The following is a 14,142-nucleotide window of genomic DNA, read 5'->3' on the forward strand; positions in this document are numbered from 1 at the left end:
GGAGGGCAGCGAGACTTGCCAGCTTGCTGGCTTAGTCGCAGCGGGTGGGGTCCAGCGGCCTTGCGCAAGGCCGACGGCCCCCACCCCAACCCCTCCCCTGAAGGGGAGGGGCTTTGCGGGGGAACGGACGATGCCGATGATGGGCCCAGCAGCGGAAACCCCCGATGCCTATATCGCCGCCCTCTCGGGCTGGCAGCGCGAACGCTGCGAAATGATGCGCGCCGCGATCCTCTCCGCCGCGCCCTTTTCCGAAACGATCAAATGGACCAACCCGGTGTTCATGGCGAACGGCCCGTGCATCCTGATCCGCGCCGAGGAGCACCGCGTCCTGCTCGGTTTCTGGCGCGGCAAGCGGCTGCGCGACATCGAGCCGCGGATCAAGGCGAGCGGCAAATATGAGCTCGGCAATCTGGTGCTGACCGAAGCGACCGGGGTGACGGCGGACCAGGTGGCGACGCTCGCCGCCGCAGCCCATCGGCTCAATATCGAACTCGGCAACCCGGCGGCGCGGACCTGATGCAGCCGCTGCCGATCGACCAGGTGCTGCCCGACATTCTCGCGGCGCTGATCCTGAAACCCAATGCCGTCGTTGTGGCACCGCCGGGCGCGGGCAAGACGACCCGCGTCGCTCCCGCGCTGCTCGATCAACCCTGGTGCAAGGGGGCGGTCTGGCTTTTGTCGCCGCGCCGCCTCGCCGCGCGCGCCGCCGCCGAACGGATCGCCGAGGAGATGGGCGAAGCGGTTGGCGGCAAGGTCGGCTATGCCACACGGCTCGACAGCAAGCAGTCGGCGGCGACGCGGCTGCTGGTGATGACCCCGGGCCTGTTCCGCAACCGCATCCTCGCCGACCCCGAATTGGCGGGCGTATCGGCGGTGCTGTTCGACGAAGTCCACGAACGCAGCCTCGACGGCGATTTTGCGCTCGCGCTCGCGATCGACGCGCAGCAGGGGCTGCGCGACGATTTGCGGCTGGTCGCGATGTCGGCGACGCTCGACGGCGCGCGGTTCGGCGCGCTGCTCGGCAATGCGCCGGTGGTGAAGAGCGAGGGCAAGATTTTCCCGCTCGAGCTGCGCCACATCGGCCGCCGCGCCGAGGACCGATTGGAGGCGAGCGTGCTGGTCGCGGTGCGGCAGGCGATGACCGACGAAGCGCAGGGCGATATGCTCGCCTTCCTGCCTGGCGCCGCCGACATCGAACGCGCCGCGGTGGCGGTCGAGGCGGCGGGTCTGCCGCTGGTCGTTCACCGCCTGCACGGCCAGATCGACCCGGCGCTCCAACGGAAAGCGCTCGTCCGCGATCCCGATGGCGGGCGCAAACTGATCCTCGCGACGAGCATCGCCGAAACCAGCCTGACCATCGACGGTGTGCGGATCGTCATCGACGCGGGCCTGTCGCGGCGCCCGCGCTTCGACAAGGCTGCCGGAATCGCGCGGCTGGTCACCGAACGCGCCAGCCAGGCGTCGGCAACCCAGCGCGCCGGGCGCGCGGCACGGCAGGGGCCGGGGGTCGCCTACCGCCTGTGGGAAGCCGCGGCGACGGCCGGCATGCCGCCGTTCGATCCGCCCGAAATCCATGAAAATGACCTGATGCCGGTGGTACTCGATTGTGCCAGTTGGGGCATCATCGATCCGCGCCAACTCGGCTGGCTCGACCCGCCGTCACCCGCAGCGATTGCCGAGGCCAAGACGCGGCTGCAGGCGATCGGGGCGCTGGGCGACGACGACCGCATCACCGCGCATGGCAAGGCGTTGGCGGCGATCCCGCTGCCGGTGCCGCTGGCCCATATGTTGCTCGACGCGGCGCGCGCGGGCGAGGGCGAGCTGGCGGGCCGCTTGGCGGTGCTGCTCACCGAGCCGGGGCTGGGCGGGCGCGGCGTGGATGTCGAGGCGCGGCTCGGGCGCTGGCGCGGCCAGCGCGGCGACCGCAGCGAGGGCGCGGTGCGGCTGGCGCGGCGGCTGGCAGGTATCGGCGAGAAGTTGGCGGCGGGGACCGACCCGGTGCCATCGCGCTCGATCGGCGGCTGGATCGCGACGGCTTGGCCTGACCGCGTCGCGCGGCAACGCGCCGGGCAGCGCGGCGAATATCTCAGCGTCGGCGGCCGCGCCTATCGCATCGATCCGGTCGAACCGCTGGCGGGCAGCGAGTGGCTCGCGATCGCCGATGCGCAGGGTCATGCCGCCGGGGTCCGCATCCTCGCCGCAGCGCCGATCGACCAGGCGGAGGTTGAGGCGATCTTTTCCGATCGCGTCGTTGCGCATGCGGCGAGCAGCTACGACGCCGCCAGCGACCGCGTCGATCATCGCCGCGAACGGCGGCTCGGTGCGATCGCGCTGACCAGCGGGCAGGCGGGGCGCAGCGACAATGTCGATCATGACATTGCGCTGCGGCTGTCGGCGGTGCGCGACAAGGGACTCGGGCTGATCGGCTGGGGACCGCTGGCGCAGGCGCTGCGCCAGCGTGCCTCGTTCGCGGGCATCGATACGCTATCGACCGGCGCGCTCGCCGACAGCCTCGACATCTGGTTGCCGCCGCTGCTTGCCGAGTGCCGCGGGCTGCGCGACATCGGCGACCGCAAGCTGGCCGACGCGCTGATGGGACTGCTCGACTGGTCGGCGCGGCAGCTGCTCGAAAAACATGCGCCCGCCGATTACGTTACCCCGGTCGGCAGTCGTCATTCGATTGATTATGGCGCCGACGGTGGGCCAACGGTCGCGGTGCGGGTGCAGGAATTGTTCGGGCTGGCGCGGCACCCGACGATCGGCGATCCGCCGGTGCCGCTCGTCCTCGCCCTGACCTCGCCCGCGCACCGCCCGATCCAGACGACGCGTGATCTGGTCAGTTTCTGGGACGGCAGCTGGCACGATGTCGCGCGCGAGATGCGTGGGCGCTATCCCAAGCACAGCTGGCCCGAAGATCCCGCGAACGCGCGTCCGACCCTGCTGACCAAGGCGGCGCAGGCGCGGCGCGGCGGCGCATAAGGTTGGCTCTTTTCGTCGGCCCGCCAAGCCGCTAAGGCACGGGCAACCCAACCAACGCAGGACTGTCCCGATGAAAGCGCGCATCTTCCAGAAACCGAAAAATGCGATGCAGTCGGGGCGTGCCGGGACGGAGCGCTGGATGCTGGAATTTGCGCCCGCCGAAGCGCGCAAGCCCGATCCGCTGATGGGCTGGGCCGGGAGCGGCGATACGCAGCGCCAGATCCGGCTGACCTTTGCGAGCCGCGAAGAGGCGGTCGCCTATGCGGACCGCAATGGCATCGACGCGGAGGTTGTTGCGCCGCCGGTGCGGACGCTCAAGATCCAGGCTTACGCGGATAATTTTCGGTAAGCCGACGTGGGAAACAAACCCCGTTCGTGCTGAGCTTGTCGAAGCACCGTTCTTATTTTGACGTTGCAACGAAAGAACGGCCCTTCGACAAGCTCAGGGCGAACGGGGTTTAATTGGTGCCTTAACGCTTACTCGCTGTCCGGCTGCAGCAACTTGTGCAGATGCACCACCACATATTTCATTTCGGCATCGTCGACCGTGCGCTGCGCCGCGGCGCGCCACGCCTTTTCAGCGGTCTTGTAGTCGGGGAACAGCCCCACGACGTCGAGATTGTGGAGGTCGACAAAGTCGGTGCCCTGCGGATCGCTGACGCGTCCACCGAACACGAGGTGCAATTTGCTCATGGCTGCTTTCCTTGCGGGCTGGCGCTGGGGAAGGGGAGAAGGCGCGGCCCCTAACAGCGCGGCGCCGCTACGGCAAGCCGGTCAATCGTCCTTGCGATCCGCCGAACCTGACTTGGGGAGCAGCGAGCCGAGCAGCGCGCCGATCGCCACCGCGCCCGCGACCAGTGCCAGCGGCTGCTTTTCGGCGACGTCTTTGAGCTTGCTGTTCGCGCGCTTGGCCTGCGCCTTGCCGCGTTCATAGGCTTCGCCCGCAGCCTCGCGCGCGACGCCAGCCTGCTCGCTCGCCTTGGCGGCGAAATCGCCGGTCGCGGCGCGCGCGCGGCCATAGCCGTCCTGGATCCGCGCCTTTGCCGCTTCGGCGGTCAGCCGGGCATTTTCGGCGGTTTTCTCAGCAAGTTCACTCGCTTTTGCGCGGGCGTCGCTGGCGGTTTCACTGAACGGCTTCATCGTCATTCTCCACTGGTGCGTCATGGTCGCCGTCGTCGGCGCTGGCCTGATCGGCGGGGGTTTCATCGGCGGGGCGCAGTCGATCGGCGACCGCATTCGCCATATCCTGAATCTTCTGGGTCAGCCGCGGCGCATGTTCCTTGATCGGTTCGCGCAGCAGCCACGCCATGCCTGCCACCGCGGCGAGCGCGATCGGCAGGCGGTTGTTGCGAAACTCCTGCCGCACCGCGTGCGCGGCGTCGTCGATCTTCGCATTCACCCGATATTTGCCGCGATCGACCAAGGCGCCCGGCTTGAACGCCGCCTTGGCGACGTCGAGCCGGCGATATAGTTCGGCGCGTTGCAGCATCGAGCGGCGCGCGGCAGAGATCAGGCGGTTACGCGTCCGCGGCATCGTCTAATCCTTCGCCGGTCAGGTCGCGCCGCAGCGCGGTGCGGATGTCGCCATAGCCGATGTGCGCGCGCCACGCCGCGCCGCCCGCGATGATCAGTAGTACGCTCACCACGATCAGCGTTGCCAGCAGCGGGCCGACGCGCGGCGCCAACACCAATATCGCGCCGAACGCGAGCGCCAGCAGCGCCACGCCCGCCGCGGTTGCGGCCACACCGCCCCAGATCGCCGCGCGGCTGGCGCCGTAAAGCGCCAGCTCGCTCCGCGCCTCGATCAGCGCCAGTTCGGCTTTCGCCGTCGCCGACAGGTTATCGACGACGTCGCCGACGATCTGTTCGAGCGGCACCGGAGGCGGCGCAACCGGCGCGCCGTTGGGCGCGTAGCCGTGGCTTATGCCGTCAAAGCTGGGCGCGTCGGGCGTCGATGGGGTGTGCGGGTCAGGGGATGGCAACGGCCGATCAATCGTTCGAGCCGCCCTTGAGCATCCGGGCCAGCACGAAGCCGATCACGGTGGCCGCACCGACTGCAATCGCCGGGTTCTTCTTGACCATGTCGCGGGTGGACGCGGCCAGCTCGTCAAGATCCTTCTTGTCGAGCGAGGTGGCAAGACCGGCAACGGTCGAAGCCGCCGAGCGCGCATAATCGCCATATTGCTTGCCGAACTTGCTGTCGACCGTGCCGGCGCTGTCTTCGAGCAGCTTGGCGAGGCTGCCAACGGCTTCGGCGGCCTTGTCCTTGCCCTTGGTCGCGGCGTCGCGCGCCTTGGCCGACGCCTGATTCTTCAGCGTCGTCGCTTCGTCCTTCAACGAGGCGGCCTTTTTCGAGGCTTCGGATTTGATCGTGTCGCGCGTCGCGGCGAGCTGGTCGCGGATCGGGTGGTCTTTTGCGGCCTTCGCGGCAGCGGGCTTGCGCGCCGGCGCAGCCTTGGTCGCGGCAGCCTTGGCAGGCGCTTTGGGACGCGGAGCGGCAACTTTCTTGGTCGCGGGAGTAGCGGCTTTGGCCATGGCGTTGTCCTCTTCTTCTTCTTATGTCGGGCGCCGCAACGGCGAACATCCCTTTGGTCCTGTCTGAATATATAGCAAGGCACGCCGAATGGTTCCATAGGCGCGCAAAATTCCTATGCATTATTGCGATTTCCGCGCCGCGCCGATAACAGGCGGGCGCCTTTCCCTACCGCCCTGCCGCCAGGGCTTTCAGCAGGACAATATCCATGACCGCCATCATCGACATCCACGGCCGCGAAATCCTCGACAGCCGCGGCAATCCCACCGTCGAAGTTGATGTGCTGCTGGAGGATGGCAGCTTCGGCCGCGCCGCGGTCCCCTCGGGCGCTTCCACGGGCGCACACGAAGCCGTCGAGCTGCGCGATGGCGACAAGGCGCGCTACCTTGGCAAGGGCGTGATCAAGGCGGTCGCGGCTGTGAACGGCGACATCGCCGACGCCCTGATCGGCCTCGATGCCGAGGATCAGCGCGAACTCGACCAGGCGATGATCGACCTCGACGGCACCGCGAACAAGAGCCGCCTCGGCGCCAACGCGATCCTCGGCGTCAGCCTTGCCGCCGCCAAGGCTGCGGCCGATGCCCGCGGGCTGCCGCTTTATCGCTATGTTGGCGGCGTGTCGGCGCGCACGCTTCCCGTTCCGATGATGAACATCATCAACGGCGGCGAACATGCCGACAACCCGATCGACGTGCAGGAATTCATGATCATGCCCGTCGGCGCCGGCAGCATCGCCGAAGCGGTGCGCTGGGGAGCTGAGATTTTCCATACGCTGAAGAAGGGCCTGTCGGCAAAGGGTCTCGCGACCGCGGTCGGCGACGAGGGCGGCTTCGCCCCGAACCTCGCCTCGACCCGCGCCGCGCTCGACTTCATCGCCGCGTCGGTCGATCAGGCGGGCTTCAAGCTCGGCAGCGATGTCGTGCTCGCACTCGATTGCGCCGCAACCGAATTCTTCAAGAACGGCAAATATGAAATCAGCGGCGAAGGGCTTTCGCTGAGCCCCGAGCAGATGGCCGAATATCTCGCCGCGCTCGTGAACGACTATCCGATCAAGTCGATTGAGGATGGCATGAGCGAAGATGATTTTACGGGCTGGAAAGCGCTCACCGACCTCGTCGGCGACAAGTGCCAGCTCGTCGGCGACGACCTGTTCGTCACCAACCCGCTGCGCCTCGAACAAGGGATCAAGGACGGCCTCGCCAACTCGCTGCTTGTCAAGGTCAACCAGATCGGCACGCTGTCGGAGACGCTCGACGCGGTCGATATGGCGCACCGTGCGCGCTACACCGCGGTGATGTCGCACCGTTCGGGCGAGACCGAGGATTCGACGATCGCCGACCTCGCGGTCGCGACCAACTGCGGCCAGATCAAGACGGGCAGCCTCGCGCGTTCGGACCGGCTGGCGAAATACAACCAGCTGATCCGCATCGAGGAAGAACTGGGCGACATGGCGCGCTATCCGGGGGCGGCGATTTTCGGGTGATCGCATAATCGCGGAAAAGCTGCGCACGACGCCTTGACGCCATGAATCAACTCTGATTCAAGGGACGGCGATGACGCAGCGCCACAAACTCCGCAAATCGATGAACCGGGCCGTCGGTCCCGCGGTCGCGGTGATCGCGGTGCTGGCGATGATCGGCTACATCATTTTCGGGCCGACCGGGCTTTACGCCTGGGGCGACTACAGCCAGTCGGTCGAAAAGAAGCGCGTCGTGCTGAGCGAGCTCGCGAAGAAGGAAAGCGAGCTTCAGAACCGGGTCAATCTTCTCGACCGGCGCAGCGTCGATCCTGATCTGGCCGAGGAATATGTGCGCGAAAAGCTGGGCGCCTATCATCAGGATGAATATATCATTCCGATGGAGCCTGCAGCCAAGTAAGCCGCCTCCCGTCATTGCTTCGCTGCGCGCGCAATGACGGGATAATGCTGCATTCGTAATCGCACCGTCTTTGCCGCCAACCGGGCGTTGCCAAACCCACTTTGCCGCTCCTATAGGGAGCCTTGCCGTAACGGCTAACTGCAAAGGAACCCGCCTTGGCCAAAGCTCCCGCGCGCGCATCCGCCGCGTCGAAAAAGACTGCCTCGACCCCGTCGCCCGCGACCAATCGCGAAGGGCCGCGTGATCCCGTTCCCTATGACGCCACCCCGGCGGAACTGGAGAAATTCTATCGCGAGATGCTGCTGATCCGGCGCTTCGAGGAAAAGGCGGGGCAGCTGTACGGGCTCGGGCTGATCGGCGGTTTCTGTCATCTGTATATCGGTCAGGAAGCCGTTGCCGTGGGCCTGCAGTCGGCGCTCGACGGCGACAAGGACAGCGTGATCACCGGGTACCGCGACCATGGCCATATGCTCGCCTACGGCATCGATCCGAAGGTCATCATGGCCGAACTGACCGGCCGCGCCGCGGGCATTTCGCGCGGCAAGGGCGGGTCGATGCATATGTTCAGCGTCGAGCATAAATTTTATGGCGGCCACGGCATCGTCGGCGCGCAGGTGTCGCTCGGCACCGGCCTTGCCTTTGCGCACAAGTACCGCGACGACGGCGGGGTCGCGATGTCCTATTTCGGCGACGGCGCGTCGAACCAGGGGCAGGTGTACGAAAGCTTCAACATGGCCGAGCTGTGGAAGCTGCCGATCATCTTCGTGATCGAGAATAACCAATATGCGATGGGTACATCGGTCAATCGCTCGTCGGCCGAGGACCAGCTCTATCGCCGCGGCGAAAGCTTCCGCATCCCCGGCATGCAGGTCGACGGCATGGACGTGCTCGCGGTGCGCGGCGCCGCCGAAGCCGCGCTCGAATGGGTGCGCGCGGGCAAGGGGCCGGTGCTGATGGAGCTCAAAACCTATCGCTACCGTGGCCATTCGATGTCCGACCCCGCCAAATATCGCAGCCGCGAGGAAGTACAGGCGGTGCGCGACAAGTCCGACGCGCTCGAACATCTGAAGAAAGTCATGCTCGACGCGGGCATCACCGAAGAGAAGTTCAAGGATATCGACAAGGAAATCCGGGCGATCGTGGCGGAATCGGCCGACTTTGCCGAAAGCGCGCCCGAACCCGAACTTCCCGACCTGTATACCGACGTGCTGGTGGAGCAATATTGAGATGGCCATCGAATTGAAGATGCCGGCGCTGTCGCCGACGATGGAAGAAGGCACGCTCGCCAAATGGCTCGTCAAGGAAGGCGACACGGTCAAATCGGGCGACATCCTGGCCGAGATCGAAACCGACAAGGCGACGATGGAATTTGAAGCGATCGACGAAGGCACGATCGGTCAGATCCTGGTCGCCGAGGGCACCGACAATGTGAAGGTCGGCACTGTGATCGCGACGATTACGGGTGAGGGTGAGGAAGCGGCGACACCGGCGCCCGCGCCTGCGCCCGCTGCCGAAGCGCCGAAGGCCGATGCGCCCGAAGAAAAGGAGGCGCCCAAGAAAGCCGAAAGCGGCACCGAACAACTCGCCGTGAAGGCGAAAGCCGCGGTCGCTGACCCCGCCATTCCCGAAGGCACCGCGATGGTCCGCCTGACCGTCCGCGAAGCGTTGCGCGATGCGATGGCCGAGGAAATGCGCGCCGACGACCGCGTGTTCGTGATGGGCGAGGAAGTCGCCGAATATCAGGGTGCGTACAAAGTCACCCAGGGGCTGCTCGATGAGTTCGGCGCGCGCCGCGTCATCGACACCCCGATCACCGAATATGGCTTTGCCGGGCTCGGCGCCGGTGCCGCGATGGGCGGGCTGAAGCCGGTCATCGAATTCATGACCTTCAACTTCGCGATGCAGGCGATCGACCACATCATCAATTCGGCGGCGAAGACCAACTATATGTCGGGCGGCCAGATGCGCTGTCCGATCGTATTCCGCGGCCCCAACGGCGCCGCGTCGCGTGTCGGCGCGCAGCACAGCCAGAATTTCGCGCCCTGGTACGCCAGCGTCCCCGGGCTGATCGTGATCTCGCCCTATGACGCCGCCGACGCCAAGGGGTTGATGAAGGCGGCGATCCGCAGCGAAGACCCTGTCGTGTTCCTCGAAAACGAGCTGCTCTACGGCCGCAGCTTTGACGTTCCCGATCTTCCCGACCACGTCCTGCGGATCGGCAAGGCGCGGATCATGCGCGAAGGCAGCGATGTCACCATCGTCAGCTATTCGATCGGCGTCGGGCTCGCGCTCGAGGCGGCTGACCAGCTGGTGGGCGAGGGCATCGACGCCGAGGTCATCGACCTGCGCACCTTGCGCCCGCTCGACACCGCGACCGTGCTCGCCAGCCTGAAAAAGACCAACCATCTGGTGGTCGTCGAAGAAGGCTGGCCGATTTGCTCGATCGCCAGCGAACTGGCGATGGTCGCGATGGAGCAGGGCTTTGACGATCTCGACGCGCCGGTCGTGCGCGTGTGTAACGAGGACGTACCGCTGCCCTATGCCGCGAACTTGGAGAAGGCGGCGCTGGTTGATGTGCCGCGGGTGGTGAAAGCCGTGAAGGCGGTTCGCAATCGCGCTTGATCTCCCCCGTCATTGCGAGGAGCGAAGTGACGAAGCGATCCAGAGTAGCGTAAACCCGCTCTGGATTGCGTCGCTTCGCTCGCAATGACGACGCTCCGGTGATAGCGCGCCGACGATGGATGACGCCGAACCAGAAATGCCATTGTACCCCGACATCCGCGACCCGCGCGTCATGGTCGCGGTGCCGCGCGAAAGGCGTGCGGCGATGGCGGCGCTTTGGGACTTCGCGGAGCGCCTGACCAATCTGCTTATCGGCGCGCGCGAACCACTGATCGGCCAGATCAAGCTCGCTTGGTGGCGCGACATGGCGGCGATGCTGGCGCGCGATCCCGACAGCTTGCCCAAGGGCGAACCGTTGCTCGCGGCGCTCACCGCGACATGGGCCAGGCAGGGCGGGCTCGATACGCTCGTCGATGCGGCCGAGGCGATGCTGCTCGCCGAGGATGTCGCCGACCGTCACACCGCCGCCACCGAATTCGGCGCACGTCTTTTTGCGCTGTCGGGCGGCGATGCCGATGGCGGTCGGCGGTGGGGACTGCTGTGGGGCGCCAGCGTTCAGGCGGGGGCGGAGGAAGCACGCGAGTTGCTCGCCGCCGCGCGCGATTGTGCGCCGCCGCCGCGTAGCATTTTTGCAGCAAACCGCGCGCTGCTGATGCTCGACCGCTGGGCCGGCGCCATCGCCGGAAACGACGGCGAACGGCGCTGGCGAAGCGAGGGATTGCTGCTGCTGCGGCTTGGCCTGATCGGCCGCTGACGATAAAAATGCGCCGGGGGTGGAAATGCGCCGCCCGAACATCTATCTTGCCCGGTACAAAATAGGGTCGCAGGGGACAGTTTATGTTCAACGGGCTGATCGCCTATCTCGATTCGATCAAGGCGCGCGACCCTGCGCCGCGGTCGCGTTGGGAAATTCTACTCTACCCTGGGCTCGTCGCGGTGGGCATGCACCGCATCGCGCACTGGCTGTTCGAGGCGCGGCTGTTTTTCCTCGCGCGCTTCGTCAATCACCTGTCGCGCTGGATGACCGCGATCGACATTCATCCGGGCGCCAAGATTGGCCGCCACCTGTTCATCGACCATGGCTTTACCGTCATCGGGGAAACCGCTGAGATCGGCGACAATGTCACTATCTATCAGTGCGTGACGCTGGGCGGCACCGATCCCGCCAATGGCATCGCGGGCAAGCGGCATCCGACCTTGGCTGACGATGTCATCGTCGGATCGGGGGCGCAGATTTTGGGGCCGATCACCGTCAATCCGCGCGCGCGTATCGGCGCCAATGCGGTGGTGACCAAGGACGTACCCGAGGGTGCGGTGATGGTCGGCATACCGGCACGCTCGACCCTGGTCGACGCCGCCGAATATGCCCGCGAGTTCGTGCCTTACGGCACCTGCAACGAGACGTTCGATCCCGCGACGCAAAAGGTCGAGTTGCTGCAATGCCAGCTGGAGCAGATGCAGAAACAGCTCGCGGCGCTGATCGCCGAACGCGACGCGGTGGCCGAAGAAGAGGCGCCGCGGCGCAAGGGGAGCCGGAATAGCGCCTGATGGGAACCGTCACGCCGCTGCCGTTCGCGAACAGGGCAACGCCGCTCCAGACGGGTTTCGACCGCGCTGAACTCACCCGGATCCTGGACCTTTACGGCCGCATGGTCGCGGCGGGGCATTGGCGCGACTATGCGATGGATTTCCACCGCGACGCCGCGATCTTCTCGGCCTTTCGCCGCGCCGCCGAGCGTCCCGAATATCGTATCGAAAAACGCCCCGCCTTGCGGAGCAGGCAAGGCATGTGGGCCTTGGTCTCCGAAGCCGGGGCGATCTTGAAGCGCGGGGACGAGCTCGCCAATGTGCTCGCCCCCGTCGAACGCAAGCTTATGAAGCTGGTAGGGGACTGACCACCCGCGTCGTCGCCGGCAGCTGGTTCGCCAGATTGTCGGGCAACATCCCGACCACGACCGCCCGGGCATTTTGCCAGAAGGCCGAGAGCAGCAGCAGTGCCGAACCAATCACGAAGGCGGTGAGCGCCACGTTCAGCTCGACCGCGCCAAATTCGCGGAACAGCTGGGTCAGCGCGAACAGCACATAGGCGAGGGCAGACACCAGCAAGGCGCGGCGGTCGATCGCCAGCGCGATCAGCCCGAACAGCACATAGATGGCGACGACCATCACCGCGGCGCCGCTGCCGATATTATTACCCTCGGTCACGCCGAGCAGGTGGAAGATCGGATGCGCGATCATCGGTGCGGCGAGCAGGTGGAGCCAGAAGGCGACGTCGCTGCGCCGCGTCTGGCGCACCCGGTCGCTGCGGTCCCACCACATGGCGAGCGCGAACACGCCGATCCCGGCGGTCAGCACCAGCGACATCACCAGCGCGTCAGGCCGTTCGGGCATGCCGGTGATCGACAGCACCAGCGCCACCGCGGTACCCGCCAGCGCGGCAGTGCCGGCCGCAACCGTGATCGGCACCATGAAGCGCTTCCAATGCGCCCAGGTCGCCGCCGCGGTCACCAGCGCCATCGATCCGAACAGGATCGCGCCCATGGTGTCGCCCAGATGGTTGCCGAAAATCGCTTCGCCATGTTCGATCAGAAAGCCGACCATGGTCGCGAACACGCCGCCGGAGAATGCGAGCACCAGCACGATGCTGGGCAGCGCCATGCGGCGTTTGCGGGTGAAATATTCGGCGAGGAACCATGCCGACAGCGCGACAAAGGCGCCGCCGAGCGCGGTGTGGATCGACTGGCCGATCCACGCGACCGCGACGAGCAGGATCACCGCCGCGATGCTGACGAAAATATCGTTGAAACCGGTGATGAGGCGGAAGGATTCTTCATCCGCCGCGGGGGCCGAACGCGCCGACGCGATATGCGCCCGGAACGCCGCAGCGGCCTCCGGCGTCAAAACTTTCGCATCGACCGCAGCTTGCAGGTCGCTTTCACTATACATCGGGGTCGTCCTTGTTAGACCGATCCCCTTGCCCCGCTGGTTTTATGGCAGCGGCGTGTTGCTGTGTCAATACAGTGTGGCGCTGCGATAATCCTCCCTGTGGCGAAGCCATGGGGAAGGGGACCGTTCGCGAAGCGAATGGTGGGGGGGCCGCGACGGTCGTGTCATTGCCCCTTCGTCAGCGCTTCGCGCTGCCACCTCCCGATGGCCTTCGGCCAAAGGGAGGATCGATCGAGCCTCACCCCAGCGCCATCAACGCCTTCATCACATTCATCGACTGTTCGCTACCCGACTGCGGCACGATCTCGCCGCTGCGGTCGATGATCTTCTCCCACGCCGCGGCGACACCTTCGGGGGTGCGCTCGCCTTCGGGGAGCGCGACGCCGGGGGTCATGGTGACATAGGCGGCGTGGAACGCGCCCGCGCCTGCGCCGACGATCATGTTGGTCGGCGCGTCCTCGCTGACCAGGTAGAGCGCGGCAGGCACAACATTCTCCGGCGTGAACTTCTCGAACAGTTCGGCGGGGAAGATGTCTTCGGTCATGCGCGTCCCCGCGACCGGCGCGATCGTGTTGCAGCGGATATTATATTTCGCGCCTTCGAGATGGAGCGTCTTGGTGAGCCCCGCGAGCCCCAATTTCGCCGCGCCGTAGTTGGCTTGGCCGAAATTGCCATAGAGTCCGGTCGACGACGCGGTCATCAGGATGCGGCCATAGGCCTGCTCGCGCATCAGGTCCCAGCACGCCTTGGTGACATTGGCGCTGCCCGACACATGCACCTTCAGCACCAGGTCGAAATCGGCGGGCTCCATCTTGGCGAAGCTCTTGTCGCGCAGGATGCCGGCGTTGTTGATCAGGACGTGGACGCCGCCCCATTCTTCCTTCGCCTTGGCGACCATTTCGACCATCTGCTCATATTCGGTGACGCTGCCGCCATTCGACATGGCGGTGCCGCCGAACGCTTTGATTTCCTCGACCACCTGCAGCGCGGCGTCCGAATGGCCGGTGCCGTCGCGCGCACCGCCCAGATCGTTGACCACGACCTTGGCGCCGCGCCGTGCGAGTTCGAGCGCATAAGCGCGGCCCAGGCCGCCGCCTGCGCCGGTAACAATGGCAACGCGTCCGTCAAATTTGATCGTCATGATGGTCTCCCGGATGGGGCCGCCGCAAAAGGTTGCCCGAAAAA

17 protein-coding genes are annotated in these 14,142 nt (G+C 66.0%); 10 read left to right on the plus strand and 7 right to left on the minus strand.

The window, feature by feature from the left end; genetic code table 11:
- Positions 1–136: 136 nt before the first annotated feature.
- The 3 genes from SPYCW_RS05795 (at position 137) to SPYCW_RS05805 (ending at position 3,328) form a co-directional block, all read left to right on the plus strand.
- Positions 137–517, plus strand: coding sequence for a DUF1801 domain-containing protein (locus SPYCW_RS05795; RefSeq protein WP_232014844.1), 381 nt, complete (start codon positions 137–139; stop codon positions 515–517).
- Positions 517–2,979, plus strand: a complete 2,463-nt coding sequence (hrpB, locus tag SPYCW_RS05800) for an ATP-dependent helicase HrpB (protein WP_120215992.1) — start codon at positions 517–519, stop codon at positions 2,977–2,979. Before SPYCW_RS05795 ends, hrpB begins: the two co-directional genes overlap by 1 nt.
- 70 nt (positions 2,980–3,049) lie before the next feature.
- A complete protein-coding gene (locus SPYCW_RS05805; protein WP_120215993.1) occupies positions 3,050–3,328 on the plus strand; it encodes an ETC complex I subunit in 279 nt (92 codons plus the stop codon).
- 128 nt (positions 3,329–3,456) lie between these two features.
- Here SPYCW_RS05805 and SPYCW_RS05810 read toward each other — a convergent pair whose 3' ends face one another.
- From SPYCW_RS05810 to SPYCW_RS05830, 5 genes are all read right to left on the minus strand, one after another.
- Entirely contained in the window at positions 3,457–3,672 is a 216-nt protein-coding gene (locus SPYCW_RS05810) for a DUF4170 domain-containing protein (RefSeq protein WP_120215994.1), read from the minus strand.
- Between the two features lie 81 nt (positions 3,673–3,753).
- Positions 3,754–4,119: a hypothetical protein gene (locus SPYCW_RS05815; protein WP_120215995.1), complete on the minus strand. Its 366-nt coding sequence runs from the start codon at positions 4,117–4,119 to the stop codon at positions 3,754–3,756.
- Positions 4,103–4,513 carry a hypothetical protein gene (locus SPYCW_RS05820; RefSeq protein WP_232014845.1) on the minus strand — a complete coding sequence of 137 codons (411 nt, stop codon included), beginning with the start codon at positions 4,511–4,513 and terminating at the stop codon, positions 4,103–4,105. The genes SPYCW_RS05815 and SPYCW_RS05820 overlap by 17 nt, the downstream gene beginning before the upstream one ends.
- Positions 4,497–4,961 carry a phage holin family protein gene (locus SPYCW_RS05825; RefSeq protein ID WP_120215996.1) on the minus strand — a complete coding sequence of 155 codons (465 nt, stop codon included), beginning with the start codon at positions 4,959–4,961 and terminating at the stop codon, positions 4,497–4,499. Before SPYCW_RS05825 ends, SPYCW_RS05820 begins: the two co-directional genes overlap by 17 nt.
- Before the next feature lie 7 nt (positions 4,962–4,968).
- The gene (locus SPYCW_RS05830) at positions 4,969–5,514 is read right to left on the minus strand and encodes a hypothetical protein (RefSeq protein ID WP_120215997.1); all 546 of its coding nucleotides are present in this window, start codon (positions 5,512–5,514) and stop codon (positions 4,969–4,971) included.
- Between the two features lie 206 nt (positions 5,515–5,720).
- Here SPYCW_RS05830 and eno point away from each other — a divergent pair, with 206 nt between their 5' ends.
- The 7 genes from eno (at position 5,721) to SPYCW_RS05865 (ending at position 11,906) form a co-directional block, all read left to right on the plus strand.
- The gene (gene eno, locus SPYCW_RS05835) at positions 5,721–6,995 is read left to right on the plus strand and encodes a phosphopyruvate hydratase (RefSeq protein ID WP_120215998.1); all 1,275 of its coding nucleotides are present in this window, start codon (positions 5,721–5,723) and stop codon (positions 6,993–6,995) included.
- A gap of 70 nt (positions 6,996–7,065) precedes the next feature.
- Entirely contained in the window at positions 7,066–7,389 is a 324-nt protein-coding gene (locus tag SPYCW_RS05840) for an FtsB family cell division protein (RefSeq protein ID WP_120215999.1), read from the plus strand.
- 155 nt (positions 7,390–7,544) lie between these two features.
- Entirely contained in the window at positions 7,545–8,615 is a 1,071-nt protein-coding gene (gene pdhA, locus SPYCW_RS05845; protein ID WP_120216000.1) for a pyruvate dehydrogenase (acetyl-transferring) E1 component subunit alpha, read from the plus strand.
- Between the two features lies 1 nt (position 8,616).
- A complete protein-coding gene (locus tag SPYCW_RS05850) occupies positions 8,617–10,011 on the plus strand; it encodes a pyruvate dehydrogenase complex E1 component subunit beta (RefSeq protein WP_120216001.1) in 1,395 nt (464 codons plus the stop codon).
- 115 nt (positions 10,012–10,126) lie between these two features.
- Positions 10,127–10,765 carry a hypothetical protein gene (locus tag SPYCW_RS05855; protein WP_120216002.1) on the plus strand — a complete coding sequence of 213 codons (639 nt, stop codon included), beginning with the start codon at positions 10,127–10,129 and terminating at the stop codon, positions 10,763–10,765.
- A gap of 83 nt (positions 10,766–10,848) precedes the next feature.
- Entirely contained in the window at positions 10,849–11,559 is a 711-nt protein-coding gene (epsC, locus tag SPYCW_RS05860; protein ID WP_120216003.1) for a serine O-acetyltransferase EpsC, read from the plus strand.
- Positions 11,559–11,906 (plus strand): DUF2794 domain-containing protein, encoded by a 348-nt coding sequence (locus tag SPYCW_RS05865; protein WP_120216004.1) that lies wholly within the window; start codon positions 11,559–11,561, stop codon positions 11,904–11,906. Before epsC ends, SPYCW_RS05865 begins: the two co-directional genes overlap by 1 nt.
- On the opposite strand, the gene SPYCW_RS05870 is transcribed toward SPYCW_RS05865, so the two are convergent.
- The gene (locus SPYCW_RS05870) at positions 11,884–12,957 is read right to left on the minus strand and encodes a hypothetical protein (RefSeq protein ID WP_120216005.1); all 1,074 of its coding nucleotides are present in this window, start codon (positions 12,955–12,957) and stop codon (positions 11,884–11,886) included. The genes SPYCW_RS05865 and SPYCW_RS05870 overlap by 23 nt on opposite strands.
- 238 nt (positions 12,958–13,195) lie before the next feature.
- Complete coding sequence (locus SPYCW_RS05875; protein ID WP_120216006.1) at positions 13,196–14,098, minus strand: SDR family NAD(P)-dependent oxidoreductase; 903 nt, start codon at positions 14,096–14,098, stop codon at positions 13,196–13,198.
- Positions 14,099–14,142 lie beyond the last annotated feature (44 nt).

It is taken from the genome of Sphingopyxis sp. EG6, assembly GCF_003609815.1.
Classification (GTDB): domain Bacteria; phylum Pseudomonadota; class Alphaproteobacteria; order Sphingomonadales; family Sphingomonadaceae; genus Sphingopyxis.

Bases quoted from the DNA above. Each gene is read 5' to 3' on its own strand.
- hrpB (WP_120215992.1), top strand. From the start codon at position 517: ATGCAGCCGCTGCCGATCGACCAGGTGCTGCCCGACATTCTCGCGGCG.
- eno (WP_120215998.1), top strand. From the start codon at position 5,721: ATGACCGCCATCATCGACATCCACGGCCGCGAAATCCTCGACAGCCGC.
- SPYCW_RS05875 (WP_120216006.1), bottom strand. From the start codon at position 14,098: ATGACGATCAAATTTGACGGACGCGTTGCCATTGTTACCGGCGCAGGC.
- SPYCW_RS05795 (WP_232014844.1), top strand. From the start codon at position 137: ATGATGGGCCCAGCAGCGGAAACCCCCGATGCCTATATCGCCGCCCTC.
- SPYCW_RS05870 (WP_120216005.1), bottom strand. From the start codon at position 12,957: ATGTATAGTGAAAGCGACCTGCAAGCTGCGGTCGATGCGAAAGTTTTG.
- SPYCW_RS05840 (WP_120215999.1), top strand. From the start codon at position 7,066: ATGACGCAGCGCCACAAACTCCGCAAATCGATGAACCGGGCCGTCGGT.
- SPYCW_RS05815 (WP_120215995.1), bottom strand. From the start codon at position 4,119: ATGAAGCCGTTCAGTGAAACCGCCAGCGACGCCCGCGCAAAAGCGAGT.
- SPYCW_RS05855 (WP_120216002.1), top strand. From the start codon at position 10,127: ATGGATGACGCCGAACCAGAAATGCCATTGTACCCCGACATCCGCGAC.
- SPYCW_RS05850 (WP_120216001.1), top strand. From the start codon at position 8,617: ATGGCCATCGAATTGAAGATGCCGGCGCTGTCGCCGACGATGGAAGAA.
- epsC (WP_120216003.1), top strand. From the start codon at position 10,849: ATGTTCAACGGGCTGATCGCCTATCTCGATTCGATCAAGGCGCGCGAC.
- SPYCW_RS05830 (WP_120215997.1), bottom strand. From the start codon at position 5,514: ATGGCCAAAGCCGCTACTCCCGCGACCAAGAAAGTTGCCGCTCCGCGT.
- SPYCW_RS05810 (WP_120215994.1), bottom strand. From the start codon at position 3,672: ATGAGCAAATTGCACCTCGTGTTCGGTGGACGCGTCAGCGATCCGCAG.
- SPYCW_RS05805 (WP_120215993.1), top strand. From the start codon at position 3,050: ATGAAAGCGCGCATCTTCCAGAAACCGAAAAATGCGATGCAGTCGGGG.
- SPYCW_RS05820 (WP_232014845.1), bottom strand. From the start codon at position 4,513: ATGCCGCGGACGCGTAACCGCCTGATCTCTGCCGCGCGCCGCTCGATG.
- SPYCW_RS05865 (WP_120216004.1), top strand. From the start codon at position 11,559: ATGGGAACCGTCACGCCGCTGCCGTTCGCGAACAGGGCAACGCCGCTC.